The sequence below is a fragment of the Kribbella endophytica genome (assembly GCF_054781295.1).
Map to the genome: position 1 here is coordinate 1,482,260 of NZ_BAAGUR010000001.1, position 24,894 is coordinate 1,507,153.

Annotated in this window: 25 protein-coding genes and 1 riboswitch; of the genes, 16 read left to right on the forward strand and 9 right to left on the reverse strand. The window is 69.5% G+C overall.

Annotated features, from left to right (window positions below; all coding sequences use genetic code 11):
- Positions 1-7: 7 nt before the first annotated feature.
- Positions 8-1,786: an ABC transporter ATP-binding protein gene (locus ACYVIO_RS07150; RefSeq protein WP_460649854.1), complete on the reverse strand. Its 1,779-nt coding sequence runs from the start codon at positions 1,784-1,786 to the stop codon at positions 8-10.
- Entirely contained in the window at positions 1,783-3,546 is a 1,764-nt protein-coding gene (locus tag ACYVIO_RS07155) for an ABC transporter transmembrane domain-containing protein (protein ID WP_460649855.1), read from the reverse strand. Before ACYVIO_RS07155 ends, ACYVIO_RS07150 begins: the two co-directional genes overlap by 4 nt.
- A gap of 150 nt (positions 3,547-3,696) precedes the next feature.
- On the opposite strand from ACYVIO_RS07155, the gene ACYVIO_RS07160 reads away from it, so the two are divergent.
- Positions 3,697-5,109, forward strand: coding sequence for an MFS transporter (locus ACYVIO_RS07160; RefSeq protein ID WP_460649856.1), 1,413 nt, complete (start codon positions 3,697-3,699; stop codon positions 5,107-5,109).
- On the opposite strand, the gene ACYVIO_RS07165 is transcribed toward ACYVIO_RS07160, so the two are convergent.
- Entirely contained in the window at positions 5,102-6,124 is a 1,023-nt protein-coding gene (locus ACYVIO_RS07165; protein ID WP_460649857.1) for a GTP pyrophosphokinase, read from the reverse strand. The two genes, ACYVIO_RS07160 and ACYVIO_RS07165, sit on opposite strands and share 8 nt — an antisense overlap.
- Before the next feature lie 198 nt (positions 6,125-6,322).
- On the opposite strand from ACYVIO_RS07165, the gene ACYVIO_RS07170 reads away from it, so the two are divergent.
- The 6 genes from ACYVIO_RS07170 (at position 6,323) to ACYVIO_RS07195 (ending at position 12,152) form a co-directional block, all read left to right on the forward strand.
- Entirely contained in the window at positions 6,323-7,516 is a 1,194-nt protein-coding gene (locus ACYVIO_RS07170; protein WP_460649858.1) for an ATP-binding protein, read from the forward strand.
- Positions 7,517-7,591: 75 nt separating this feature from the next.
- A complete protein-coding gene (locus tag ACYVIO_RS07175) occupies positions 7,592-8,461 on the forward strand; it encodes a DUF3152 domain-containing protein (protein ID WP_460649859.1) in 870 nt (289 codons plus the stop codon).
- A gap of 55 nt (positions 8,462-8,516) precedes the next feature.
- The gene (locus ACYVIO_RS07180) at positions 8,517-9,311 is read left to right on the forward strand and encodes a hypothetical protein (protein WP_460649860.1); all 795 of its coding nucleotides are present in this window, start codon (positions 8,517-8,519) and stop codon (positions 9,309-9,311) included.
- Positions 9,308-9,970: an alpha/beta fold hydrolase gene (locus tag ACYVIO_RS07185; RefSeq protein WP_460652067.1), complete on the forward strand. Its 663-nt coding sequence runs from the start codon at positions 9,308-9,310 to the stop codon at positions 9,968-9,970. Before ACYVIO_RS07180 ends, ACYVIO_RS07185 begins: the two co-directional genes overlap by 4 nt.
- 24 nt (positions 9,971-9,994) lie before the next feature.
- Positions 9,995-10,116, forward strand: a riboswitch (TPP riboswitch).
- A complete protein-coding gene (locus tag ACYVIO_RS07190) occupies positions 10,109-11,437 on the forward strand; it encodes a purine-cytosine permease family protein (protein ID WP_460649861.1) in 1,329 nt (442 codons plus the stop codon). It overlaps the preceding riboswitch by 8 nt.
- A 25-nt stretch (positions 11,438-11,462) precedes the next feature.
- Positions 11,463-12,152, forward strand: coding sequence for a class I SAM-dependent methyltransferase (locus ACYVIO_RS07195; RefSeq protein ID WP_460649862.1), 690 nt, complete (start codon positions 11,463-11,465; stop codon positions 12,150-12,152).
- A gap of 106 nt (positions 12,153-12,258) precedes the next feature.
- Here the strand turns inward: ACYVIO_RS07195 and ACYVIO_RS07200 are convergent, their stop codons facing one another.
- Together ACYVIO_RS07200 and ACYVIO_RS07205 are read right to left on the reverse strand one after the other, a co-directional pair.
- Positions 12,259-12,825 carry a methylated-DNA--[protein]-cysteine S-methyltransferase gene (locus ACYVIO_RS07200; protein ID WP_460649863.1) on the reverse strand — a complete coding sequence of 189 codons (567 nt, stop codon included), beginning with the start codon at positions 12,823-12,825 and terminating at the stop codon, positions 12,259-12,261.
- Positions 12,818-13,312 (reverse strand): RNA polymerase sigma factor, encoded by a 495-nt coding sequence (locus tag ACYVIO_RS07205; RefSeq protein ID WP_460649864.1) that lies wholly within the window; start codon positions 13,310-13,312, stop codon positions 12,818-12,820. The genes ACYVIO_RS07200 and ACYVIO_RS07205 overlap by 8 nt, the downstream gene beginning before the upstream one ends.
- Before the next feature lie 232 nt (positions 13,313-13,544).
- Here ACYVIO_RS07205 and ACYVIO_RS07210 point away from each other — a divergent pair, with 232 nt between their 5' ends.
- The 6 genes from ACYVIO_RS07210 to ACYVIO_RS07235 all read left to right on the forward strand — a co-directional run bounded on the left by ACYVIO_RS07210 (position 13,545) and on the right by ACYVIO_RS07235 (position 18,330).
- A complete protein-coding gene (locus ACYVIO_RS07210) occupies positions 13,545-13,682 on the forward strand; it encodes a hypothetical protein (RefSeq protein WP_460649865.1) in 138 nt (45 codons plus the stop codon).
- A gap of 132 nt (positions 13,683-13,814) precedes the next feature.
- Complete coding sequence (locus tag ACYVIO_RS07215; protein ID WP_460649866.1) at positions 13,815-14,366, forward strand: flavin reductase family protein; 552 nt, start codon at positions 13,815-13,817, stop codon at positions 14,364-14,366.
- A 28-nt stretch (positions 14,367-14,394) separates the two neighbouring features.
- Entirely contained in the window at positions 14,395-15,447 is a 1,053-nt protein-coding gene (locus ACYVIO_RS07220) for an ABC transporter substrate-binding protein (protein ID WP_460649867.1), read from the forward strand.
- Positions 15,444-16,292 carry an ABC transporter permease gene (locus tag ACYVIO_RS07225; RefSeq protein WP_460649868.1) on the forward strand — a complete coding sequence of 283 codons (849 nt, stop codon included), beginning with the start codon at positions 15,444-15,446 and terminating at the stop codon, positions 16,290-16,292. The genes ACYVIO_RS07220 and ACYVIO_RS07225 overlap by 4 nt, the downstream gene beginning before the upstream one ends.
- The gene (locus ACYVIO_RS07230; RefSeq protein ID WP_460649869.1) at positions 16,268-16,996 is read left to right on the forward strand and encodes an ABC transporter ATP-binding protein; all 729 of its coding nucleotides are present in this window, start codon (positions 16,268-16,270) and stop codon (positions 16,994-16,996) included. The genes ACYVIO_RS07225 and ACYVIO_RS07230 overlap by 25 nt, the downstream gene beginning before the upstream one ends.
- On the forward strand, positions 16,993-18,330 hold the full coding sequence (locus tag ACYVIO_RS07235) for an LLM class flavin-dependent oxidoreductase (protein WP_460649870.1): 1,338 nt from the start codon (positions 16,993-16,995) through the stop codon (positions 18,328-18,330). Before ACYVIO_RS07230 ends, ACYVIO_RS07235 begins: the two co-directional genes overlap by 4 nt.
- Positions 18,331-18,376: 46 nt before the next feature.
- Here the strand turns inward: ACYVIO_RS07235 and ACYVIO_RS07240 are convergent, their stop codons facing one another.
- The 3 genes from ACYVIO_RS07240 to ACYVIO_RS07250 all read right to left on the reverse strand — a co-directional run bounded on the left by ACYVIO_RS07240 (position 18,377) and on the right by ACYVIO_RS07250 (position 20,844).
- Positions 18,377-19,573, reverse strand: coding sequence for a GNAT family N-acetyltransferase (locus ACYVIO_RS07240; RefSeq protein WP_460649871.1), 1,197 nt, complete (start codon positions 19,571-19,573; stop codon positions 18,377-18,379).
- Between the two features lie 158 nt (positions 19,574-19,731).
- Positions 19,732-19,857, reverse strand: a complete 126-nt coding sequence (locus ACYVIO_RS07245; RefSeq protein ID WP_460649872.1) for a hypothetical protein — start codon at positions 19,855-19,857, stop codon at positions 19,732-19,734.
- A gap of 3 nt (positions 19,858-19,860) precedes the next feature.
- The gene (locus ACYVIO_RS07250) at positions 19,861-20,844 is read right to left on the reverse strand and encodes a zinc-binding alcohol dehydrogenase family protein (RefSeq protein ID WP_460649873.1); all 984 of its coding nucleotides are present in this window, start codon (positions 20,842-20,844) and stop codon (positions 19,861-19,863) included.
- Positions 20,845-20,941: 97 nt separating this feature from the next.
- Here ACYVIO_RS07250 and ACYVIO_RS07255 point away from each other — a divergent pair, with 97 nt between their 5' ends.
- From ACYVIO_RS07255 to ACYVIO_RS07265, 3 genes are all read left to right on the forward strand, one after another.
- Positions 20,942-21,799: a glycerophosphodiester phosphodiesterase gene (locus ACYVIO_RS07255; protein ID WP_460649874.1), complete on the forward strand. Its 858-nt coding sequence runs from the start codon at positions 20,942-20,944 to the stop codon at positions 21,797-21,799.
- Positions 21,800-22,051: 252 nt separating this feature from the next.
- Positions 22,052-22,468, forward strand: coding sequence for an ATP-binding protein (locus tag ACYVIO_RS07260; protein WP_344177314.1), 417 nt, complete (start codon positions 22,052-22,054; stop codon positions 22,466-22,468).
- Between the two features lie 47 nt (positions 22,469-22,515).
- Positions 22,516-23,484, forward strand: a complete 969-nt coding sequence (locus ACYVIO_RS07265) for a DUF5926 family protein (RefSeq protein ID WP_460649875.1) — start codon at positions 22,516-22,518, stop codon at positions 23,482-23,484.
- Between the two features lie 213 nt (positions 23,485-23,697).
- On the opposite strand, the gene ACYVIO_RS07270 is transcribed toward ACYVIO_RS07265, so the two are convergent.
- A complete protein-coding gene (locus ACYVIO_RS07270; RefSeq protein ID WP_460649876.1) occupies positions 23,698-24,894 on the reverse strand; it encodes an arginine deiminase in 1,197 nt (398 codons plus the stop codon).

Here is a 24,894-nt window from a genome sequence, read left to right on the forward strand (position 1 = left end):
GACGGGCTCAGCGATCTCCGTGCCAGGAGTGCCAGAGCGCCGCGTACGGACCACCCGCGTCGACGAGGTCGTCGTGCCCGCCGAGCTCGACGATCCGGCCGTCCTCGACCACCGCGATCACGTCCGCGTCGTGCGCGGTGTGCAGGCGGTGCGCGATCGCTACTACGGTCCGGCCTTCCAGTACGCCGGCCAGCGATCGCTCCAGGTGCCGGGCCGCTCGCGGGTCCATCAGCGACGTCGCCTCGTCCAGCACCAGCGTGTGCGGGTCAGCCAGCACCAGGCGGGCCAGGGCGACCTGCTGAGCCTGCGCGGGCGTCAGCGTCGTACCGCCCGAGCCCACCTCGGTGTCGAGGCCGTGCTCGAACCCGGCGACCCAGGCGTGCGCGTCGACCGAGCGCAGCGCGTCCCAGAGCTCCGCGTCGCTCGCCCCGGTCCGGGCCAGCAGCAGGTTGTCCCGCATGGTGCCTACGAAGACGTGGTGCTCCTGGTTGACCAGTGCGACGTGGCTGCGCACCTGCTCGGCCGACATCTCGCCGAGCGCCGCACCGCCCAGGGTGATGTCTCCCAAGCGTGGCGAATAGATGCCGGCCAGCAGACGGCCCAGCGTCGACTTGCCGGCACCGGACGGCCCGACCAGCGCGACCCGGGCGCCCGGCTCGACGGTGAGCGTGACGCCGTGCAGCACGTCGCGGCCCTCCAGGTACCCGAAGCGGACCTCGTCGGCCAGCACGGTCCGCCCGTCGGGCTCGTCCTGCTCGCTGTTCGCGGCCTCCTCGATCTCCCGTACGCCGACCAGCCGCGCCAGCGAGACCTGGGCGACCTGCAGTTCGTCGTACCAGCGGATCATCATGTTGACCGGCTCGACGAGCATCTGGATGTAGAGCGCACCCGTGGTCAGCGCACCGACCGTGATCCAGCCTTCGATCGACAGCGCGCCGCCGATCATCAGCACCGCGGCCAGCGCGATCGCGTGGGTCATGTTGATCACCGGGAACAGGATCATCCGCAGGTACAGCGTGTACCGCTCCCAGGCGACCCACTGCCCGATCCGGGTGTCACCGAGCTGGATCCGGCGGCGGCCGAGCCGGTGCGACTCGACCGTGCGGCCGGCGTCCACGGTCTCGGCCAGGGCCGACGCGACCGCGGCGTACCCGGCGGCCTCCGACCGGTACGCCGAAGGCGCGCGGCGGAAGTACCAGCGACCGCCGATGATCAGCACCGGCGCCGCGATCACCAAGGCGACCGCCAGCTCCGGCGCGGTCACCACGAGCGCACCGATCAGCAGCCCGGCCCAGACCACGGCGATCGTCAGCTGCGGTACGGCGTCGCGCATGGCGTGCGACAGCCGGTCGACGTCCGTGGTGATCCGGGACAGCAGGTCACCGGTCCCGGCGCGCTCCAGCACGCCCGGCGGCAGCGCCACCGAGCGGACCAGGAAGTCCTCGCGCAGGTCGGCGAGCATCTCCTCGCCCAGCACGGCGCCGCGCAGCCGGGTGATCCGGACGAACACGGTCTGCACCAGCAGCGCGACCACGAAGCCCAGCACGACGTACGGAAGGTCGACGTCGTGGTCGCCGACGGACAGCTTCTCCACCACGTTGCCGAGCAGCCAGGGCCCGACCATGCCACTCAGCGCCGCGATCGCGTTGACCGCGGTCAACCAGCCGAACGCCCTGCGGTGCCGGCGGAACAGGATCTTCAGGTAGGCCTTGACCGTCGCCGGACCGGCCACCGGGAGGCGGGCCGCCTCCTGCGGGGCCGCCGGGTCGTACTCGGGGCGCTTCACGCCATCTCCTCGAGAGGCTCGTCTTCACGGGTCACGACTGCGCGGTAGCGACGGTCGGTGTGCACCAGCTCGTGGTGGGCGCCGACGGCGGCGACTCGGCCGTCCGGCACGAACACCACCCGGTCGGCGCGGTCCAGCATCAGCGGGCTCGACGTGAACACCACGGTCGTCCGGCCGGAGCGCAGCGCCCGCAGGCCGTCCGCGATCCGGGCCTCGGTGTGCGCGTCGACCGCGCTGGTCGGCTCGTCCAGCACGAGCACGGCGGGATCGACGTACAGCGAACGGGCCAGTGCGACCCGCTGGCGCTGACCGCCGGACAGCGACCGGCCGCGCTCGGTCAGGATCGCCTGCATCGGGTCGGTCGGACCGCCTGCCGGCAGCGACTGCCGCAGTACGTCCAGGATGTCGGCACACTGCGCCGCCTCCAGCGCCTGCTCGGCCGTGACGGCTCCGCTCGACGGTACGTCGAACAGGTCGCGCACGGTCCCGGACAGCAGCACCGGGTCCTTGTCCTGCACCAGCACCGCCGTACGGGCGGACTCCAGCGGCAGGTCGTCGAGCGCGACGCCGTCCAGCAGCACCGAGAGGTCGTCCGGCTCGGCCTCCGGGCTGTGACCACCCAGGTGGTCGGCCAGCCGGCCACCTGCGTCCGGGTTGCCGCAGACGACCGCGGTGAAGCTGCCGGCCGGCACCTCCAGCCCGGAGACCGGGTCGAACAGGTCGCCCTCAGGCACCTGGGCCTCGCCGGTCCCACGGGTGTCGTCCATCCGCTGCAGTGAGAGCACGCGGGCCGCGCGGCGCGCGGAGACCTTGGAGAAGATGAACGCGCTGGCCGTCTCCTCGAAGGTGTGCAGCGGCACCAGCATGAACGTGATGAACCCGTACGTCGTGACCAGCTCACCGACCGAGATCCGGCCGGCCACCACCAGGCGGATGCCGAACCACACGATGACGACCAGGAACACCCCGAACAGCAGCACCTGCAGGGCCGCGATCAGCGACCACATCCGGGCGCTGTGCACCGCGCTCTGCCGGTACTCCTGCGAGGCCGAGCGGTACCGGTCCAGGAACAGCTGCTCGCCACCGATGCCACGCAGCACGCGCAGCCCGGCGACGGTGTCGGCGGCCAGCTCTGTCGCCCGGCCGCCCTTGGCCCGCTGCGCGTCGGCGCGACGCTCGGCCGGACCCATCAGCGGCACGATCGAGAAGGCCAGGATCGGTACGGCGATCAGGACCACCAGGCCGAGCTGCGGCTCGTAGAAGAGCAGCCCGACGACGACCGCGAAGCAGGTCAGCAGCGCGGCGGCGAACCGGCCGAGGATCTCGACGAACCAGCCGATCTTCTCGACGTCGCCGCTGCTCACCGCGACCACCTCACCGGCGGCGATCCGGCGGGTCAGCAGCGACCCGAGCTCCGCGGCCTTGCGCATCAGCAGCTGCTGCAGGCGGGACGCCGTACTGATCCAGTTCGTCACCACCGCCCGGTGGAAGAAGGAGTCGGCCGCGGCCTTGGCCGCGCTGAAGGCGAGCAGCAGGAGCACGGCCAGGACCAGCTTCGACCAGGACTTGTCGATCACGGCCTGGACGGCCAGACCGACCGCGACCGGCGACGCGGCGATGCCGCCGAAGAAGAGCATTCCCCAGCCGAGCGCGGCGAGCTGCCCGCGGAGCTGCTGGTGCTCGAGCCAGAGGATGAGTCGGAGACCGGACCGGGTGTCGGGCACACCCGGATCGGCGAACGGAACAAGGCGCAACGACATGACGTCTCACAAGAGGCGTAGGAGGGGGTTTTGGGGACACCAGACCGGCGAACAGACCAAGCCTAGGCGCCCTCTCGACCCACCCTCAAACCCTTTTCGCCAGGTGGTCTGTAGGCTTCCCGAGGGGCTGTGGACGGGAGGCTGGAACGGGTGCGTGAGCTGACGCGGCGGCAGCGTCTGCTGGTGCTGGGCATCTGTTGCCTGAGCCTGTTCATCGTCGGTCTGGACTCCACGATCGTGAATCTGGCGCTGCCGGCCATCCGGTCCGACCTGGATGCCTCGGTGTCGAAGCTGCAGTGGACGATCGACGCCTACACGCTGGTGCTGGCGAGCCTGCTGATGATCTCGGGCTCGACCGCGGACCGGGTCGGACGGCGGCGGACGTTCCAGGTCGGGCTGGTGCTGTTCGGGGTCGGCTCGCTGCTGTGTGGCCTGGCGCCGACGGTCGACCTGCTGATCGTGTTCCGGATGCTGCAGGCGATCGGCGGCTCGATGCTGAACCCGGTCGCGATGTCGATCATCACCAACACGTTCACCGACCCGCGCGAGCGCGCCCAGGCGATCGGGGTCTGGGGCGGTGTCGTCGGGCTGAGCATGTCGGTCGGCCCGCTGGTCGGCGGCGCCCTGGTCGACTCGGCCGGCTGGCGGTACATCTTCTGGATCAACGTTCCCGTCGTACTGATCGCCCTGCTGCTGACCATGCGGTTCGTGCCCGAGTCGCGGGCGATGGTCGCGCGCCGGATCGACCCGGTAGGGCAGGTGCTCGTCGTCCTGCTGCTGGCCGGGATGACGTACGGGATCATCGAGGGCCGCGAGGCCGGCTGGACGTCGCCGCTGATCGTCTCCTGCTTCGTGATCGCCGTCGGCGCGCTGATCGGCTTGGTGCTGTACGAACGGCGCCGGGACCAGCCGCTGCTCGAACCCAGGTTCTTCCGCAGCGCGCCGTTCTCCGGCGCGACCCTGATCGCGGTCGCCGGCTTCGCCGCTCTGTCCGGGTTCCTGTTCCTCAACTCCCTGTACCTGCAGGAAGTTCGCGGCTTCACCGCGCTGCACGCCGGGCTGCTGACGTTGCCGATGGCCGCGATGACCGTGGTGTTCGCGCCGATCTCGGGCTGGCTCGTCGGCAACCGCGGACCACGCCTGCCGCTGATCGTTGCCGGAAGCATGCTCGGGGTGAGCGGACTGATCCTGGCCCAGCTCACCACCCGTACGCCGACCCTGCAGCTGCTCGGCGGCTACCTGATCTTCGGGCTCGGCTTCGGCATGCTCAACGCACCGATCACCAACGCGGCCGTCTCCGGCATGCCCCGCGCCCAGGCCGGAGTCGCGGCGGCGATCGCGTCGACCAGCCGCCAGGTCGGTGCGTCCCTCGGCGTCGCGATCGTCGGCACCGTGCTCACCGCCCAACTGGTCGGCCCGCTGGAGACCGGCTTCGTCTCCGCGGCTCAGCTCTGCTGGTACATCATCGCGGGCTGCGGCGCGCTCGTCCTGGTCCTCGGCCTGATCACGACCGGCCGCTGGGCTCGCCGTACGGCGGAAGCCGTGGCGCAGGACCTCAGCTGATCCCTGCGCGGGCCAGCGCCTTGAGCCGGCCGCGGAGGATCTTCTGCCGGCGTTCCTCCTCCGGGAACAGCTCGACGTACGCCGAACCCTTCGCCGCGAGCAGGTCGTCGTCGAGCCGCCGGACCGTACCTGCCGGGAAGCGGTGCGTCATCGCCGCCTGCACCGCCGCGCTGTCGATCCCCTGCAGCAGCTCGGTCAGCTGCTCCTCCGTCGTCACGCCGAGATCGGCCAGGATGCCGAGGATCCACGCGTAGTGGTTGGTCTTGGCGTGCGGCGCGTCCGGGTACCGCCGGGTCAGGTACGTCGTCAGCGTCGCCGCGGTCAGGTCACGCGGTGTCTCGTCGTCGCCGGCCGCGGCCAGCTCGCGGTAGAGCCGGTCGATCTCGGTGAACTCGTTGTCGGCCAGCTCCATCAGCGCCGCCGCGAGCAGGAACCGCCGGTCGAACTCCGGCTTGCGGTCCGGCGGGATGTCGAGCTTGTACCGGATGTCGTGCTCGAACTCGGCCCACGCGTGCTGGACCGCGGTCCGGACCTGGATCTCCATCACGAGGTTGCGCAGTACGGCGTACTCGGGAAGCTCGCGGCGGGTCGCGTTCAGGCGGACCAAGTAGTGCTTGCTCGCGTAGCCGAAGACGCCCTGCGCGCGGGTGTGCGCGCCCATGTCGGTGTGCTCGACGATCTCGAACTCGGCCTCGATCACCTCGCAGACCCGGTCGACGGCCTCGACCAGGAAGGTGATGATCCGGGCCGCGACCAGGTCGGTGATCTGGTTCAGCGGGTCGTCGTACTTCGGCCGGTCGGGATCGTCGGCCCGCGGTTTGGACGCCTTCGCCAGGAACGACTCCGGGTCCTTGGCCCGGGCGGTCGCGCTGAGGTAGTTGATGCCTTCCTCGTCACCGATCAGTTCGTCGATCAGCGACTCCAGCTTGCGGGCGCCGCCGACGTACTGCTGGTGCATGCGTTCGTACTGCACTGCCGCCTGAACGGCCCAGTCCCTGGCCTCGACCCCACCCATGCGCCGACCTTAGTGCGCCCCGGGCCACCAAGTAGTCGCCCCGCCAGTCGACAGTCGCAGCTACGGATCGATGTGGACGTCTAGTGAAATCTAGTGATTTCGCTAGACACGGCAAGTCTTTGACAGAGCAGCGACACGCGCTCGGGTTCGCTAGCGAAATCTAAGGAAAACCCTAGACACGCTCATACAGTGAAATGCATGGATCCGATCCGGAATCCCTATGCGCCCGGCGCCGGCCAGCGCCCGCCCGAGCTGGCCGGACGCGACACCGAGGTACGGCAGTTCGAAGTGGTGCTCGAACGTGTCGCGGCGGGCAGGCCGGAACGAAGCCTCGTGCTCAGCGGACTTCGCGGGGTCGGCAAGACCGTTCTGCTGAACACCCTGCGCAGCCAGGCGATCAAACGCGCCTGGGGCACCGGCAAGATCGAGGCTCGGCCGGACCAGAGCATTCGGCTGCCGATCGCGCAGGCGATGCACACCGCGATGCGCGAGCTGGGCCACCGGCACCGCGACGACGAGCGGGTCGACCAGTTCAGCGCCGTACTGAAGGCCTTCGCGCTGCGGACCGCGCAGAACGATCGCAAGGGCATCAAGTGGCACCCGCCGGTCGACGTGGCCGCCGCGAAGGGCCGGGCCGACTCGGGTGACCTCGAGATGGACCTGATCGAGCTGTTCGCCGACGCGGCCGACCTGGCCGGGGACCTGTCGGTCGGGGTCGGGCTGTTCATCGACGAGATGCAGGACATCTCCGACGACGACCTGTCCGCGCTGTGCGCCGCCTGCCACGAGATCTCCCAGCAGAGCGCGCCGCTGGTCGTGGTCGGCGCCGGGCTGCCGCATTTGCCCGCCGTACTGTCGGCGAGCAAGTCGTACTCGGAGCGACTGTTCCGCTACGTCCGGGTCGACCGGCTGGCCCGCGAGGCCTGCGACCGGGCGCTGATGATCCCGGCCGAGACCGAGGACGTGTACTTCGAGGAGGAGGCCCTCGACGAGCTGTACGCGCAGACCGACGGCTACCCGTACTTCGTCCAGGCCTTCGCGCACGCCACGTGGGACCACGCCCCCGCCAGCCCGATCACCGTCAAGGACGTCGCCGTCGCCGGCCCCGAGGCCTCGGCCGAACTGACCGTCGGCTTCTTCGGCTCCCGCTACGAGCGCGCCACCCCCGCCGAGCGCGAGTACATGCGCGCGATGGCCGAGCTCGGCGTCGGCGTCGCCGACGGCTCGGTCCCCACCTCCGAGGTGGCCGGCACCCTCAAACGCAAGCCCCAGTCGTTGTCCCCGGCCCGTGACGGCCTGATCAAGAAGGGCCTGGTCTTCTCCGCCGAACGCGGCACCGTCGCCTTCACCGTCCCCCACTTCGGCAAGTTCCTGAGGACCCGCACGGCCTAGGGCAAGAGTCTTGACCTGAAGCTGACATGAAGTGGCCTTTCGGGAATTACCGGGGAGTCGCTAGGGTGAATCGACATGACCACCCGGCGGACTGGCCAGCGCGAGGGCACGCGTGCGTCCAGATCCGCGCGGCGCCGCAAGAGCAGCGGGCGGCACAGCCGGAAGAAGTCGTACAAGGCGCAGTGGTTCTCGGTGACCGCGCTGGCGGTGCTCGGGACCGTGATGGTCGTGCACCCGGACGCCGGGCGGCAGAGCCTCGCGGCGTCGTTCGCCGACCAGCAGGACGCGGTCGCGCAGCCGCCGGTGCAGCCGGTCGTCGTACCGACGCACCTGCCGTCCGCGGTGCCGACGCTGACCATGCCGCAGCGCCCGGCGCCGACGTTGACCCGGCCGCCGAAGGGCTCCAAGCCGAACGTGACGATCTCGAGCGGCAAGCTCAGCGTCGTCCCGGGCTCGGCCAAGGCGACCCGGAACATCGGCAAGATCACCTACCGGATCGAGATCGAGCAGGGGCTGTCGCTGAACGCGGCCGCGGTCGCGACGGCGGTGCACAAGACGCTGACCGACCCGCGCGGCTGGCAGGCGCTGCAGCCGGTCAGCTTCGAGCGGACCGACAGCTTGGACTCCGACCTGCGGATCATCCTGGCCACACCGACGCTGACCGACAAGCTCTGTCTCCCGCTGGAGACCGGTGGTGAGGTCTCCTGCCGGGTCGAGGACCGGGTCGTGCTGAACGCCAAGCGCTGGGTGTACGCCGTGCCCGCCTACAACGGCGACGTCGATCTCTACCGCAACTACCTGGTCAACCACGAGGTCGGCCACGCGCTCGGTCACGGTCACTCCGACTGCGACAAGCCGAACACGCCGGCCCCGGTGATGATGCAGCAGACCAAGGGCCTCGGCGGCTGCCTCCCGAACGCCTGGCCGACGACCAAAGCAACCTAGCTAGGTGCCCCTCCGCGTGAGAGTCTGACGAGAAGACCGAGCCGAGGGAGCCCTGATGTCGTCACCCCAGTTCCCCACCTACGGGCGCGGCGACGACCCGGACGAGCCGGACCGCAGCCAGTACTACGCCAAGCCGGTCCCGTACGGGCACGACGCCTACCCGCAGCCACCCGAGCAGCAGCAGGGCTACCCGCCCGAGACCGAGCAGCAGCAGGGCTACGGCTACCCGACCGAGGTCGAGCACGGCTACACCCAGCCGCCGGCCTACCGGCCCGGCCACCCGTACGGCGCTCCCTCCGCGCCGCAGTCCCACCAGCTCCCGTCGTACGGGCCTGAGCCTCGCCGCGATCCCAGAGCCGCCCGCGTGGTCCTGCTGGCCGCGGTGATCGCCGCCGTCTACGGCCTGCTCGTCGTGTCGGTCCAGCGGGTCTCTCTGCGCGAGATCTCCCAGGCCCCCGGCTCCCCGCTCAACCACCCGCTGCGCACCGACGTCCTGGACACCATCGGCCAGCTGCTCGTCCTCATCGTCGGCGTCGCCGCCCTGGTGATGTGGCTGCGCGATCTCCAGGTACGCCGGAAGGCCCGCCGCGAGCTGGACCCGTTCGAGCTCGGCGGACTCGGCCTGGTGGCGCTGTCGCTGATCCCGATCCTCATCTGGCTCGGCATGGTGCTCAGCACCGGCCTGGGCGCGGTCGACGACTCGCTGCACCGCCTCCCGACGGCGTACGGCTGGGGTGGTTTCGGCCTGCTCCTGCTCGCTCTGGGCTTGGCGCTCGGCTACCGCGAGCTGAAGCCGGACGTGTCCAACCCGGTCGTCCAGGCGGCTCCCGACCGGCCGCCGTGGGAATGACCGCGCCGGTCGTCCTCGTGCCAGGGCTGGGTCTCGGGCCGGAGTCCTACGCCCCGACGCAGCGGCACCTGGAGATCCCGTCCACGATCGTCACCCTCCCCGGGTACGGCGAACGCACCGCCAAGGACGACGACCTGCACGTCGAGGCCCTCGCCGATCGCCTGGCAGGGCACCTGAAACCCGGGACTGTTGTCGTCGGCCACTCGGCAAGCTGTCACGTCGTCGTCGCCACCGCACTGTCGCGCCCCGACCTGGTGTCCGCCCTGATCCTGCTCGGCCCGACCGGCGACGTCGGCGCCTCCGGCTGGCCCACACTGGCCGGCCGCTGGGCCCGCTCCGCTCTGTGGGAGCGCCCGTACCTCGTACCGACCCTGGCCAAGCAGTACTTCCGGACCAGCTTCCCGGCGATGGCCCGGGCCGAGCAGGTGGCCCGCCACTACGACCTGGCCGCCGCGCTGCCGCAGGTCGCCGTACCGACTGTGATCCTCCGGTGCTCGCACGACCACCTGTGCCCGGCGCCCTGGGCCCAGCGGCTCGCCGACCTGGCCGGTGGCGAGGCCTGGACGCTGCCGACCGGCTCGCACATGCCGGTCCTGACCAACGGGCGGGAGCTGGCCGCGTTCATCCACCGGGCGGCCGGTGTATACAAAGCTGGATGACGCGTTATCGTTGACGCGATAACGACATACCTCCGCGGGAGCTCGCACCGAATTGCGGGCTGAGAGGGCGACAAGCAGCAGCCGGGTCGCCGACCGCCTGAACCTGACCGGGTAATGCCGGCGTAGGGAGCAGGTCAGATGACCACGACTGCTGTCCGCAAACCCAGTACGACGACCGAAGCGCCGCTCGTACTGACCACTGATGCACCGAGGACTCTGGGCTTCTTCGACCAGTTCACCCTCTGGGGAAATCTCGGCATCTCGTTGTTCGGCCCGGTCACCGGCGCGCTCGTCGCGGCGTACACCGGCTCGCTCTGGCAGGGGCTGCTCGCCGTCGTCATCGGCTGCGGAATCGGCGCGCTCGTGCTCGGTGGCGCCGCCGTCTTCGGCTCGCACACCGGCGCGCCTGCGATGGCCAGCCTGCGCGGACTGTTCGGGCGCCGTGGATCGATGGCGCCGACCGTGCTGAACATCGCCCAGAACATCGGCTGGGCCACGATGGAGATCATCGTGATCTCGCAGGCCGCGGTCGCGGTGACGGGCGAGCGCTGGCGCTGGCTGTTCGTGATCCTGGCCGGCGTGATCGCGACCGCGATGGCGGTCCGGCCGCTGGGCAGCGTGAAGCTGCTGCGCAAGTTCATGGTCTGGTTGGTGCTGCTGGCATCGATCTATCTCTTCGTCCAGGTGCTCAGCAAGCCGGCCCACGATCTCCCGCAGGACAGCGTTTTCGGCTTCTGGCCGGGCGTCGACCTCGCTGCGGCGGGTGTCGTTTCCTTTGCGCCGCTGGCCGCGGACTACACCCGGCACTCGCGCACGAACAAGGCCGCGTTCGCCGGATCGTCGCTCGGCTACGGCCTCGCGGCGATCCTGTACTACGCGCTCGGCGTCCTGGCTGTCGCGACCCTGCAGACCAACAGCACCGACGTGATCACCGCGCTGGTCACCCTGCCGGCCGGTGCGATCGCGCTGTTCGTGCTGCTGGTCGACGAGGTGGACGAGGCCTACGCGAACGTCTACTCGACCACGATGGCCGCGCACAACCTGGTCGGCCACCTGGACCGGCGCTGGTTGTCGGTCGGCATCGGCGTCCTCGCGACCGGTCTCGCGCTGTTCGTTGATCTCGGCAACTACACGCAGTTCCTGTACCTGATCGGTTCGGTGTTCATCCCGCTGTTCGCGGTGGCGATCGCGGACTTCTTCGTGGTCAGCCGGATGAACTGGAACGTCAGCGACACCGCGCCGTTCCGCTGGCAGCCCGCGGTCGCGTGGGTCTTCGGCTTCGTCGCGTACCAGCTGGTGAACCCCGGCACGGTCAGCGGCTGGTCGCCGTTCTGGCTGGACGTGCAGGCCAAGGTGTTCGGCGGCGCTCCGGTGCCGGGATGGCTCGGTGCGACGTACACGTCGATCATTGTCTCGATGGTCGCCGCGATCGCTTTCGGTGCGATCGGGCGCAAAAGGAGACAGTGACACAAGTCTTCGGGATACTTGCGCAATGCTGAACTCCGCACTGCGCAGCCGGGCCGAGTACGCCGAAATCGGCGCCGAGGGTCTGGCCGCGCGTACTACGCCCGAGCGGGACGCAGCCGTCGTGAAGGCCGTCGAGGAACTGCTCGACGGCCGCGAGTCGGTGCTCGATCTGTGCTGCGGCTACGGCCGGATCGCGCTGCCGCTGAGCAAGGCCGGCAAGGTCGTCCGCGCCCTCGACATCTCGCCGAACCTGCTCGAAGCCGGTCAGGCCCAGGCCGCCGAGCAGGAGCTGAAGGTCGACTGGGCGATCGGCTCGATGACCGACCTGCCGTACAAGTCGGACTCGTTCGACGCGGTGATCTGCCTGTGGACGGCGTTCCACGAGCTGTTCGCCGAGGACGAGCAGCTGTCGACGATCTGGGAGATCTCCCGGGTGCTCAAGCCCGGCGGCCTGGCCGTGATCGAGGGCCCGGTGTGGGGACCGGCGACCGCGTCGGAGATCGCGAACGGGCTGCGCCAGGGACCCGAGCACCGGATCGTCACCACCGAGCACTACGGCACCAGCAGCATCCACTTCATCCACGACGAGGCCAGCTACGGCCGGCTCTGCGCGGCGGCGGGGATCAAGGACTACAAGGTCTACAAGCGCGAGTGGGGCGGCCGGCGCCGGCTGATCCTCGAGATCCACCAGCCGGACAATCACCCGACCGACTGATTGACTGACGCGTCAGGAAAAGAAAGAAGCAGATCCCCACTCCACAATGGGGACCTGCTTCTTTACTGCATCGAGTGTAAATGTTTTGGGTCTTTGGATGGAAAACTTAACTTTTCGATTCAAGATTCAAAAGAAAACGCTTTGCGTCCAATCCGCCGGCGTACCCGGTCAGTGCGCCGCTCGCGCCGATCACCCGGTGGCAGGGAAGCACCACGCACAAGGGGTTCGCGCCGAGCGCGGTGCCGACAGCCCTCGCGGCCTTGGGGCGCTCGATCTCGCCCGCCAGCTCGCCGTACGTCGTGGTGCTGCCGTACGCCGTGAAGCGTGGCAGGTCGGTCAGCACGAGCCGCTGGAAATCCGTCGCCAGCGTCAGGTCGACCTCGAGGTCGAAAGTCCGCCGACGCCCGGCGAGGAATTCGTCCAGCTGCCGGCGTACGTCGTCCAGCGGCGCGGGCAGCCGCAGGACCCGCGGCGAGATCGCGGTCGCCAGCCGCCGCGTCATCGTCTCCTCGTCGCCGAACGAACTGGCGACGACCTTGCCCGCGGCGGTGGCGAGCAGCAGCGTGCCGATCGGGGTGTCGTGCAGGGTGTAGGAGACGTCCGCGGTCGGGAAGGCCGGCGGGCGGGCCGGCGGTCCGTCGAGCCGGCTCAGGCGTCGTTCGAGGTCAGTCATCATCAACTCCGAGGGTGGTGCGCAAGGTGGCCAGTGCGTCGCTGACCAGGCGACGCGACGCGGCCGGGGTGGTGTCGAGCGCGGCGGCCACACCGTGGTGGTCGAGGTCGCCGACGTACTTCAACGTGACGGCGTACCGCTGCCGCTCGGGCAACGCACTCACCGCCTTCCAGAGCTCAGGATCAGGCCAGTCCGCCGCGTCGGGGCCGTCCACCACAATCGGCGGCGCCTCGTCGAGCGGCCGCTGCGGCTTGCGTGCCCGGTGCACATCGGTCGCACACCGAGCCGTGATCGTCAGCAACCAGCTCCGCAGGTTCCGCGCCGAAGTGAGCTTCGGGTACGCCGCGAACGCCTTCTCCCAGGCCCGCTGCGCCACGTCGTCCCCGTCCACCGGCCCGGCCAACGCCCGAGCCAGCCGAATCACGTCCCGCCAGTGCTCGTCCACGAGCACCTGGAACGGCGGCAACCCGGTCTTAGTCAAAGCCATCACGCCAGTAGAACGCACCACCCGCCAGACGTGTGAGCCCGACCCGCCCCTCACTCTCGGCCCCTCCTCTCCTTCCTCTTTTCCGGCCGCTGCGACCTCAGCCCCCACGACCTTCTCGGCCGCATCGCCGCCGACCCCGACCACAACCTCCTTCTCCGCTCTTTCTGGACAGCTGTCCCGGATGGCGAGATTGTCTAGTTTTCCAGTCGACTTTGATGAGACAGTAATTGACATGACGACGACCGGACAGCACCAGACGAGCAGCCGCGGGGACGATGTCCTCTTCGCGCTGCCGGTGCTGACCACCCGTCTGCTGACCCGCCGCCGCGTCATCGACCAGATGCGCACGGCCAGCGCGACCTGTCGCTGACAGCCGCCCCACCGGCCCAGTAGGGCCGCCGCCGAAGAGGCCCGTCGAGCCCCGTCGCAACACCACCCACACCGGTCGCGGTAAGACGCAAGAGGTCCGCCGCCGGGTTCACCCCTGCCCAGAGGGAGTGTCATGTCCGTCCACGCGATCAACCCTGCCCAGAACCACCGCCCCGGGCTCACCGTCGTGCCCGACCACCTGGACGAGCGAACCGTCGACGCCGACCTGTTCCGCTCCGTCTTCCGCCGCCACGCAGCGGGCGTCGTCGTGATCACCGCGGACGCGGGCCACGGCCCGGCCGGCTTCACCGCCACCTCACTGGTCTCGGTCAGCTCGCTCCCGCCGCTGGTCTCGTTCTCGATCGCCACCACGGCGTCCAGCTGGCCGACGATCCAGTCGACCCAGAGCCTGGTGATCAACTTCCTGGACGCCGGCCAGCACGACCTCGCCGGCCGGTTCGCGACCAGCGGCATCGACCGCTTCGCCGACCCGACCCGCTGGTCGCGGCTGCGGACCGGCGAGCCGGTCCTGGACGAGGCCCCGAGCTACCTGCGCGCGCTCGTCGAGCACCGCTTCGCCGTCGGCAGCAACCACATCGTCGTGGCCCGCCTGGCCGTGCACGCCGAACGGCGCGAGCACGACCCGCTGCTGTACCACGACGGCCAGTACGTCACCACCGCCTGAAACCCCTGCCCCTGAAGAGGAAACCCACATGTTGAAGAACAAACTCGCCGTACTGGCCGGAGCCGCCGCCGCGATCACGCTGCTGGCCGGCTGCGGTGGTGCCGCCGAGGCCGGGGGCGGCCCGAAGCTCGCGCTCGATGCGGCGCTGCCGACGTCCGTGCCCGACGGCGCCAAGATCGTCGTCGGTGACCCGACCACCCAGAAGGCGCTCGAGCTGTCGGGACAGCTCGACAAGGTCTCGAAGTTCGTCCAGTTCGCCAACCTGAGCGGCGGTCCGCAGACCACCGAGGCGTTCCGGGCCAAGGCGCTCGACCTCGGTTCGGTCGCGGAGATCCCGCCGATCCACGCGACCTGGACCGGGCTGCCGGTGAAGATCGTCGCCTCGAAGTTCCGCCAGGACGCGCTGAACCACCCGATCTACCAGCTCGGCGTCGCTCCCGGCGTACAGGTGAAGACGCTGGAAGAGCTGCGGGGCAAGAAGATCGCGTACAGCCCGGGTCAGGCGCAGGGCGCCCTCGTGCTCAAGGTGCTGAAGAAGGCCGGGCTGACCAAGGAAGACGTCAAGCTGATCGAGCTGCCGAGCACGGGCGACATCTACCCGAACGCCCTGGCCGCCAAGCAGGTCGAGGTCGCGCCGATCGGCGGTGTCTCGATCAAGCGCTACCTGACCAAGTACGGCAAGGACGGCGCGACCACGATCCAGCACGGAATCCGGGACGACGCCGGCCACCTCTACACGCTCACCTCGTCGCTCGAGGACAGCAGCAAGGCCGCCGCGATCCGTGCGTACGTCGCCGCGTGGGGTGTCGCGCAGGAGTGGATCGACAAGCACCCGAAGGAATGGATCGAGGGCTACTACGTGAAGGACCAGGGCCTGACCACCGCCGACGGGCAGTGGCTGGTCGACAACGCCGGGCACCCGGAGATCACCAACGACTGGAGCGCGGCGATCACCCGGCAGCAGGAGACCATCGACCTGCTGTCCAAGGAGACCGGCAACAAGGACATCAAGGCCGGTGACCTGTACGACCTGCGCTTCCAGCCGGTCGCGGCCGACGCGATCAAGGCGGCGGCCAAGTGAGCGGCTCAGCCGCGACACTGAGCGGTGTACGGGCTTCCAAAGCTGTCACCACGCAGCCGGTACGACGGCGCCGCCGGCTCGGCCCGGGCAAGCCGATCCGCTTCGGCGCGCTGATCGGACCCGTGCTGCTGCTCGCGATCTGGAGCATCGGCTCGGCCGCCGGCTGGCTCGATCCGCGGATCCTCTCCGCTCCGTGGACCGTCGTCACCACGACCGGCGACCTGATCGCGGACGGACGGCTGCAGTCCAACCTGCTCACGTCGACGCAGCGGGCGTTCCTCGGTCTCGGCCTGGGCATCGTCCTCGGTACGGTCCTCGCGCTGCTGTCCGGTCTGAGCCGGATCGGCGAGGCCGTGCTCGACGGCCCGATCCAGATCAAGCGCGCGATCCCGTCGCTGGCCCTGCTGCCGCTGCTGATCCTCTGGCTCGGCATCGGCGAGACGATGAAGGTCACCACGATCACGCTCGGCGTCTTCGTCCCGATCTACATCCACACCCACAACGGCCTGCGCACGATCGACAGCCGGTACGTCGAACTGGCGCAGACGGTCGGCCTGTCCCGCTGGAGCTTCATCCGCAAGGTGGTCCTGCCGGGCGCGCTGCCGGGCTTCCTGCTCGGCCTGCGGTTCGCGGTCACCGGCGCCTGGCTGTCGCTCGTCGTGGTCGAGCAGATCAACTCCACCAGCGGGATCGGCTACATGATGGAGCTGGCCCGCACCTACGGGCAGACCGACATCATCATCGTCGGCCTGGTCCTGTACGGCGTACTCGGGTTGCTCTCCGACGGAGCCGTCCGCCTGATCCAGAGGAGGGCCCTGTCATGGCGACGCACACTGGCGGACTGACACTCAGCAAGGCCGTCGAGGTCCGCGGACTGATCCGCTCGTACGGCGACCGCGCGGTTCTGTCCGATCTCGACCTGAGCATCGCCCCCGGCGAATTCGTTGCCCTGCTGGGGAAATCCGGATCGGGCAAGAGCACGCTGCTGCGGGCGCTGGCCGGATTGGACCACGACGTCACCGGGACCGGCGAGCTGGTCGTCCCGGAGAACGTGTCGGTGGTCTTCCAGGACTCGCGGTTGTTGCCGTGGGCCCGTGTTCTCGACAACGTCGTACTGGGACTGCGTTCCGACGGCGCTGGTGATCGAGGCCGCAAGAGTCTGGAAGAGGTCGGCCTCGCCGGGCGTGAGGATGCCTGGCCGAACGAGCTGTCCGGCGGCGAGCAACAGCGGGTCGCGCTGGCTCGCTCGCTGGTCCGGGAGCCCGCGCTGCTGCTTGCGGACGAACCGTTCGGCGCGCTCGACGCGCTGACCCGGATCAAGATGCATGTGCTGCTGCGCAAGCTCTGCGCCGCGCACCAACCCGCCGTACTGCTGGTCACGCACGACGTCGACGAGGCGATCGTGCTCGCCGACCGCGTGATCGTGCTTGACGAGGGCCGGCTGGTCGCCGAGGAACGGATCGACCTGGATCCGCCGCGCAGCTCCGCCGACCCGTCCTTCGCCGCTGTCCGTACCCGACTTCTCGATGCCCTGGGGGTTTCGCTGTGAGCAGGCAGTTGCACCTGAACGCGTTCTTGATGAGCACCGGGCACCACGAGGCGTCGTGGCGGCTGCCGGAGAGCAACCCGGTCGCGAACACTGACATCGAGCACTACCGGGAACTCGCCCGGACCGCCGAGCGCGGCAAGTTCGACTCGATCTTCTTCGCCGACTCGCCGGTCCTGTTCAGCGATGTCGGCCGGCGCCCGGCGGGATCGTTGGAGCCGACCGTGCTGCTCACCGCGATCGCCGCCGCGACGTCGCGCATCGGGTTGATCGCGACCGCCAGTACGACGTACAACGATCCCTACAACCTGGCCCGTCGCTTCGCGAGCGTCGACCACGTCAGCGCGGGCCGCGCGGGCTGGAACGTCGTCACCACGGCGGGTCCGGACGCGGCGAAGAACTTCAACCTGGCCGACCAGCCGGCGCACGCGGAACGCTACGACCGCGCCGCGGAGTTCCTGGAGGTCGCCTTCAAGCTCTGGGACTCGTGGCAGGACGACGCGACGCTGGCCGACAAGGAGTCCGGCGTCTGGGGCGACAACGACAAGGTGCACCCGATCGAGCACGTTGGCCGGCACTTCCAGGTCCGCGGCCCGCTCAACCTGCCGCGCTCCCCGCAGGGCTACCCGCTGATCGTCCAGGCGGGCTCGTCGGAGGACGGCAAGGGCCTGGCGGCCCGGTACGCCGAAGCTGTCTTCACCGCGCAGCAGACGCTAGAAGACGCCCAGGACTTCTACGCCGACCTCAAGTCGCGCACCGCCGCCCTGGGCCGCGACCCCGACACGATCAAGATCCTCCCCGGCATCGTCCCGGTCATCGGCTCCACCGAGGCCGAGGCCGCTGCTCTGGAACGCGAGCTCGACGAGCTGATCAAGCCGGAGTACGCCCGCCAGCAACTCGCTCGCACCCTCCGAGTCCAGCCCGAGGACCTCCCCTTCGACCAGCCCCTCCCCGCCGACCTCCCCGACGAGGACGAGATCCAAGGCGCCAAGTCCCGCTACACCCTCATCGTCACCTTGGCGCGCCGCGAGAACCTGACCGTCCGCCAGCTCATCGGTCGCCTGGGCGGAGGCCGAGGCCACCGAACCTTCACGGGCACTCCCGACCAGGTCGCCGACGCCATCCAGTCCTGGTTCGAAGCCGGCGCCGCCGACGGCTTCAACATCATGCCCCCGGTCCTTCCGTCGGGCCTGGTCACCTTCACCGACCAGGTCGTCCCGATCCTCCAGGCCCGAGGCCTCTTCCGCACGGAGTACACCGGCACCACGTTGCGCGACCACTACGGCCTCTCACGACCTGCCGGCCGTACGACGTCGTTGCAGGAGGCTACGGCCTGACCTGCCAGGGGCCGGGCGGCGTTCAACCGCGCCGTCCGGCGCCAGGTCAGAATCCGGTGTCGAGCCAGGGGAGGCGGTCTCCCAGGAAGGCCCGTGACGTGGCGCCGAGAGCTCCTGGGGTCTGTTCCGCGACCAGGCCGGACGCTCCGAGCACGGCGAGGGACGGGCGGCCGAGGTAGATCGATCCCAGGTCCCGGACATCGAGCAGGAGGTCCGGGGTGGCACCTGTCTTCTCGCAGGTCGCCCCCTCGGGCCCGCCCGCAAGGTGCCAGGAGCCGGCGTTCCACGGCAGGAGGTCGTCCGCGATCCCCAGAACGACGTCGACCTCGGTCGCATAGGTCCGCCCGGCCAGCGCGCGGCCGACGTCGGCCAACCGCACCCAGAGTCCGTCCTGGGTCTTCGCGTCGGCTGCCCGTACGTCGAGCAACAGCGACAGCAGCGGGTCGTCCGAGGGCAGTCGATCGAAGCGCGTCTCGCTGAGGAGATCCTGGTCGAGCAGGAACTGCCACAGGGCGACGTGGCCGGCAAGCTCCCGGGCGTGCACGCGGGTCACTTCGACGTACCCGCTGTCCGCCCGCTGGGCCCGGTAGTAGGCGTAGCCGACGATCTCGCCGTCTCGCTCGGCGAGCACGCATCGCAGCGGTGACGCCTGGTGGGCATCGACGACCAGGACCTGCTGCCAGCGCTCGTCCAGGTGGAACATGCCCGGCCTGATCGGAACCTCGGCATTGTGGAGGTTGGTGCACACCGCGAGCGACTCGACAGGATCGGCGAACCGGACCTGCACGTCCTCGACCCCCGCGATCCGGCGGAGCTCGCGGGAAGCCCTCGGCACAGTGACGTGCTGATGGTCCGAAGCCAGGCCGTACCCGAAGCGCCCGTAGATCGCCGGCTCACTCGCCGTCAACGCGGCGACTGCCTCGCCCCCGCCTTCGACCAGCTCGGTCAACTGCCGGCCCATCAGCTGACGGACCAGGCCGCGCCGCCGATGAGTCGGACTGGCGGCAACCATGCTGACACCGGCCACCGGCACGCGTGCCCCTGGTGCGGTCAGCTCAAGGGAGAAGGCGGACGTATGCGCGACGACCTCATGGCCGTCCGTCACGACGATGCTGCGATCCGGCTCCCAGAGCGGCCGAACGCTCTCCACCTGCGCCTCGGTCCACGGCGACGAGAACGCCTTCTCCAACAGCCGAACGATCTCGCCCCACTCACCCTCGAACCGCCCAACCCCAAATGTCATCCCGCCTGACTATCAACCAGCCCACCCAAGGTCCAGGCCTTGCGTGCGGCAAATGCCGCGGCTTGGCGGGGCTGCTTCCTCCTGCAGGCTCTTGGTGCGGAAATGCGTACTGATCGACAACGGCGGTCGGCTTGCTGCTGGGTGGTCGATCCAGCGCTCTAGCAGGAAGCGCTCTGCTTCCGCTCGTACGTCAGTCGCATGTTGCCAAGAGCAACTACTAGTTGGCCGCTGCCCAACGGGGCTGCTAGGAACTGTTCCTCGGCCAGGTCGTCGGGATCGTTCACGGGTCAGTTGATCCGGACGACCAGTTTGCCGACGGCTCCGCCGGTCTCCATCAACTGGTGGGCCTCGGCGATTTCGTTGAGGGCGAAGACTCGGTCGATGCGGATCGGGAGGCGCCCGGCGGCGACCAGGTCGACGTAGTGCTGGAAGGCCTCGGGTGGGAGGTCGGAGCTTTCGCCGCCGTACGCGGTGAGACGAACGCCGTTGGGGAGATAGCCGATCGGGTAGAAGTCCGGGATCGTCCAGGTGTCGCTGAGCATGCCGGTGAAGCAGACGGTGCCGTGGACGCGGGTGGACTGCAAAGTGTCGGGGAGGGTGTTGGTGCCGACGAGTTCGAGGGCCGCATCGACGCCGGCGGGGAGGACGGCGCGGACCTGCGTGGAGATGTTGCCGTCATCAACCAACGGATGGGCGACGCCCAACGCACGCAGGGTTTCCAGCCGTGCAGGGTTGCGCGTGGTGGAGAAGACGGTGAGCCCGTGTTCCTTCGCCAGTACGGCGGCAGCGGCGCCGACGGACGACGTGCCGCCGCGGATCAGAATCGACTGACCGGGCTGGATGTCCAAACCGGTGTGCAGGGATCCATGAGCGGTCTGGAGCATCTCGGGGAGCGCCCCGAGCGTGGCCCAGTCCAGCGTCGTCTCGACCGGGAGGACCGACGAAGCCGGGACCACCGTGTACTCCGCGTAGCCGCCGTCGAACGCCCGGCCCATGCCGCCCATCATCGCGACCACCTGCTGCCCGACAGTGAACTCACCGCCCGGCGCGAGGTCGACGGTGCCGGTCGCCTCGATGCCGGGGACGATCGGGAAGACCGCGCCGGTCGCCAGGCCCGCGCGCAGGTGGTACTCCGAGCGGTTCAGCCCGAACGCCTCGACCTTGATCCGGATCCACCCGGCCGGCGGCTCCGGGACCGGGATCAGCGAGACCCGAAGGTCCTCGGCCGCGACCGGCCCGGGCAGTACGACGGCCCGCATCAGCTCGTTCATCGAGCCAGTCTCCGGCATCACGCAATTGGGTAACCGATTTCCGGACGGCGGCGTGGCTGACTAACACCCGTCGGAAGACGCGTGCCAGAGTTGTCCCATGGCGAAACGCCCGAGCGTTGTTGCTCATCGCGGCGCGAGTGAAGTCAGTCCCGAACACACGCTGGAGGCGTACCAGCGTGCGGTCACGGCGGGAGCGGACGGGCTCGAGTGCGATATCCGGCTCACCTCCGACGGTCACCTGGTCTGTGTGCACGACCGGCGGATCGACCGCACCTCGAACGGCCGTGGCGTGCTGTCCACGATGAGCCTCGAGGAGCTGGACGGGTTCGACTGGGGGTCGTGGAAGAATCCGTGGGCCGACCTCGACGACGAGGCCGAGCTGCCGAGTCCGGACCTCACCAAGGTGCTCACCCTCGACACCCTGCTGGCGACCGTCCGCGACGCGGGCCGGCCGATCGAGCTCGCGATCGAGACCAAGCACCCGACCCGGTACGCCGGGCTGGTGGAGCGACGGCTGATCGAGGCGCTCGACCGCTTCGGCTGGGCGCACCCCAAGATCGGAACGGAGTCGCCGGTCCGGGTGATGTCGTTCTCCTGGCTGTCGCTGCGGCGGATGCGGACGATGGCGCCCGGCGTACGGACCGTTCTGCTGATGGACCGGATCCCGCTGCGCTTCCGCGACGGCTCCTTGCCGACCGGTGTCTCGTACGCCGGACCGAGCCTCGAGCTGGTCACGGCACATCCTGAGTACGTCGACCGCGCGCACAAGCACGGCCACCAGGTGCACGTCTGGACGGTGAACAACCCCGAGGACGTCCGGCACTGCCACGCGCTCGGCGTCGACGCGATCATCAGCGACCGGCCGGAGCTCGCGATCGCCACCCTCGCCGAGCATCCGGACCAGCCGCCGGCACCGCCGTCGCGGACCCGTCGCCGGCTGGTTCGCCGACGCTGACCTGGTCGGTCGACCAGGTCGGTCCGGACGCTCATTCGAGCGTTGTGAGTTACTTCTCAGTTCTTCTCCGGCTGGGTAATCACGTGAATGCGTTGAGTGATTTGCACGTTCAATTCTGTCGCTTTTGTCACGATTTCTTCGCAAACGCTGTGATCTTCGCCGTCGCTGTGTAACGGAACTCCTTCAGGTGTTTTCAAGCCCTTGTTCGTGGGCAGATGTGGAAGTGCTGTGCCGACACCGAGGAGACCCTGCTTGTCCTCTGCGACTTTGCCCGCCGACGTAAGCGTCGTGGACGTCGTCCTTCCGCACGAAGTCTCTGCGGTGGCGGCTGCCCGCCGGCGCCTTCACGACTACCTGACGCGGGCCCGGGTCGCCGAAACCACCTGTGACGACGCCCAGCTCGTCTTGTCGGAACTGCTCTCCAACGCCATCCGGTACGCGCCCGCGCTGCCGACCGGCGACGTCCGCGCGGCCTGGTGGCTCGACAAGGCCGGCGTGCACATCGAGGTCACCGACGGTCGCGGCGACACCGAGCCGCTCCGCATCGTCGAGGCCCACCCCGAGTCGATCGGCGGGCGCGGGCTGGCGATCGTCGACATGCTCAGCTCGGACTGGGGTGTCCGCTCCGGCGACAAGTACCGCACGGTGCATGCCGTCGTACCGCTCTGAACCTCGCGGACTAACTCTCTCCCGCCGGATCCTGCAAGACTGCGCTCATGGGAAAGAAGTCGCGCAACCGCGCCAAGAACACGACGCTCGTCGAGCTCGACCCCGCCGACCTGGCTGACGTCGGCCCGCGGGAACCCTGCCCGTGCGGTTCGGGCAAGCGGTTCAAGCAGTGCCACGGCAAGGAGCGGGCGCAGGCCGCCGACTCGTTCGTGGTCCGGCCGTTCGAGGGCCTGTCGGCCGAGTGCGACCTGATCGCCTTCCGCGAGATCGTCCCGGCCGGGGTCGCGGAGGTGACGCTGACCGGAGAGCACCAGGGCAAGAAGGTCAACCTGGTCACCCTGCTGCCGATGGCGATGCCGGGTCTGGTCCGCGACGACGAGACGATCTGGATCGGTCTGCAGACGCACGCGTCGACCGGTGACCCGAGCCGTGACGTCGCGCACGCGATCACCGCGGCGCTGGCGACCGAGCCGGGGAACCCGATCCAGCTCGGCGACCTGCTCAAGGACGGCCCGCGGCTGCAGGACCTGATCGACGCCAAGGAGCCGATCGTCGCCAAGGTGCACGAGGGCTTCGACTTCTGGGTCGGCGAGAACGTCGAGGACCCGACCGGCGAGGTCGCCGCGGGGCTGGAGCGGGCCAACGCGGCCGCGGCTCCGACGGTCCGGCTGGAGTCGGTCGAGGCGGCGTACTGGACGCAGATCGGCGACCGCCGGTACCTGCGCTGGGTGATGCCGCACAGCGAGGACGACCTGCTGGACGCGCTGGCCCGGCTGCACGCGGCCGGTTCGTCGGCGCTGATCGACGGAAGCCGTCTGATCGGGTCCTTCCGGGCGCTGGGCGTGCTCGCCCCGGTCTGGGAGCTGCCGGCCGACACCGAGGCCGCCGACCTGGAGAAGCCGACCGCGGACTTCCAGACCGCGCTGGACAAGGCCCTGAAGGCCAGTACGCCGCTCAGCACCGAGGAGCGCGCGGCGAAGGCCGGCCTGGCCAGCCGTCAGCTCACCATCCGCTGACGCCGTACGACAAGCGAAGGGCCCCGCACCTGAGGTGCGGGGCCCTTCGTCGTACAACCTCGTGAGGGCTGATTCGCCTCACGAACGTGGACGGCCCAAGTCCTGCTGACGGGGGAGCAACAGGGCCTGGGCCTAGGCATGAAGAGTACTCACAAGTTGCCTGCTCGACAACCCCCGATTTCACTCCGCGTGTCGTCAGGCTTACTTGCGCTCTCAACCAGCAATAGGGGCCCTCAGCACCGGACATGACATGCAGCGCGGCCCGCCGCGACCGGACCCGAGCTCCGAGCCGGAGATCCGGATCACCTCGATGCCGGACTCCTCCAGCCGCGCGTTGGTCTCGACGGTTCGCTCGTACGCGATGCAGACCCGCGGTGCGAGCGCGAGGGTGTTGTTGCCGTCGTCCCACTGTTCGCGCTCGGCGGTGACCGGGTCGAGACCGGTGTCGATCCGCCGCAGGGTGTCGATCCCGAGCGCCTTGGCCGCGGCGACCAGGAACGGCTCGGGCTCGGCGACGTGCAGCTGGTCGCCGTCCGCGGTGACCGCGAGCGCCCGCATCTCCTCGGCCATGTTCGGGTACATCAGTACGGCGTCGACGTCGACCATCGTGCAGACCGTGTCCAGGTGCATCGTCGCGCGCTGCTGCGCGATCGGTACGGCGAGGACGGTGTGCGCGAGGTCCTTGGCGAACACCCGCTGCGCGAGCCGCTCGACACCGGCGGGCGTCGTACGCTCTCCGACACCAACAGCCAGTACGCCGGGCCCGAGGGCCAGGACGTCGCCGCCCTCGACGTGCTCGAGCTGGTGGTCGTACACCTTGTCGGCGCCGGCGAACCGGGGGTGGAACCGGTAGATCAGCTCGGTCAGCTGGCTCTCGCGGACCCGCGCGGGCATCGCGAGTGACGTGACCGCGACCGAGTCCCGGATCCACACGCTGGAGTCGCGGGTGAAGAGCAGGTTCGGCAGCGGGTCGATCAGGAAGTCCTCGTGCGCCAGCAGCGACGTGACCAGCCCACCGGCCCGGACCTCGTCGTTGCGTACGCCGGCCATCAGCGCCTCGGCGAGCTCGGCGGGGTCGAGCGCGGTCAGCGCGGTCCGCAGGTAGTCGCGCAGGGTGTCGCCCAGCCGGAGGTCCTCGATCGCGCCCGCGACCGCGGTCGCCTGGGCCTCGGGATCGGCGAGCGCCTCGATCAGCAGCTGCCCGAGGTACAGCACCTCGACGTCGCGGTCGCGCAGGACCTGGGCGAACGCGTCGTGCTCGTCCTGCGCCCGGCCGACCCAGGGAAGGCCGTCGAAGAGCAGCTTGTCGTTGTTGCGCGGGGTCAGCCGGCGCAGCTCGTTGCCCGGCCGGTGCAGCATCACCGTCCGGAGCGGGCCGACCTCGCTGTCGACGCCGTACGCCTCAGTCAT

Bases quoted from the DNA above. Each gene is read 5' to 3' on its own strand.
- ACYVIO_RS07210 (WP_460649865.1), top strand. From the start codon at position 13,545: ATGACGACGACCGGACAGCACCAGACGAGCAGCCGCGGGGACGATGTC.
- ACYVIO_RS07190 (WP_460649861.1), top strand. From the start codon at position 10,109: ATGACCACGACTGCTGTCCGCAAACCCAGTACGACGACCGAAGCGCCG.
- ACYVIO_RS07170 (WP_460649858.1), top strand. From the start codon at position 6,323: ATGGATCCGATCCGGAATCCCTATGCGCCCGGCGCCGGCCAGCGCCCG.
- ACYVIO_RS07195 (WP_460649862.1), top strand. From the start codon at position 11,463: ATGCTGAACTCCGCACTGCGCAGCCGGGCCGAGTACGCCGAAATCGGC.
- ACYVIO_RS07220 (WP_460649867.1), top strand. From the start codon at position 14,395: ATGTTGAAGAACAAACTCGCCGTACTGGCCGGAGCCGCCGCCGCGATC.
- ACYVIO_RS07230 (WP_460649869.1), top strand. From the start codon at position 16,268: ATGGCGACGCACACTGGCGGACTGACACTCAGCAAGGCCGTCGAGGTC.
- ACYVIO_RS07255 (WP_460649874.1), top strand. From the start codon at position 20,942: ATGGCGAAACGCCCGAGCGTTGTTGCTCATCGCGGCGCGAGTGAAGTC.
- ACYVIO_RS07155 (WP_460649855.1), bottom strand. From the start codon at position 3,546: ATGTCGTTGCGCCTTGTTCCGTTCGCCGATCCGGGTGTGCCCGACACC.
- ACYVIO_RS07185 (WP_460652067.1), top strand. From the start codon at position 9,308: ATGACCGCGCCGGTCGTCCTCGTGCCAGGGCTGGGTCTCGGGCCGGAG.
- ACYVIO_RS07250 (WP_460649873.1), bottom strand. From the start codon at position 20,844: ATGAACGAGCTGATGCGGGCCGTCGTACTGCCCGGGCCGGTCGCGGCC.
- ACYVIO_RS07215 (WP_460649866.1), top strand. From the start codon at position 13,815: ATGTCCGTCCACGCGATCAACCCTGCCCAGAACCACCGCCCCGGGCTC.
- ACYVIO_RS07200 (WP_460649863.1), bottom strand. From the start codon at position 12,825: ATGACTGACCTCGAACGACGCCTGAGCCGGCTCGACGGACCGCCGGCC.
- ACYVIO_RS07240 (WP_460649871.1), bottom strand. From the start codon at position 19,573: ATGACATTTGGGGTTGGGCGGTTCGAGGGTGAGTGGGGCGAGATCGTT.
- ACYVIO_RS07265 (WP_460649875.1), top strand. From the start codon at position 22,516: ATGGGAAAGAAGTCGCGCAACCGCGCCAAGAACACGACGCTCGTCGAG.
- ACYVIO_RS07180 (WP_460649860.1), top strand. From the start codon at position 8,517: ATGTCGTCACCCCAGTTCCCCACCTACGGGCGCGGCGACGACCCGGAC.
- ACYVIO_RS07270 (WP_460649876.1), bottom strand. From the start codon at position 24,894: ATGACTGAGGCGTACGGCGTCGACAGCGAGGTCGGCCCGCTCCGGACG.
- ACYVIO_RS07175 (WP_460649859.1), top strand. From the start codon at position 7,592: ATGACCACCCGGCGGACTGGCCAGCGCGAGGGCACGCGTGCGTCCAGA.
- ACYVIO_RS07165 (WP_460649857.1), bottom strand. From the start codon at position 6,124: ATGGGTGGGGTCGAGGCCAGGGACTGGGCCGTTCAGGCGGCAGTGCAG.
- ACYVIO_RS07205 (WP_460649864.1), bottom strand. From the start codon at position 13,312: ATGGCTTTGACTAAGACCGGGTTGCCGCCGTTCCAGGTGCTCGTGGAC.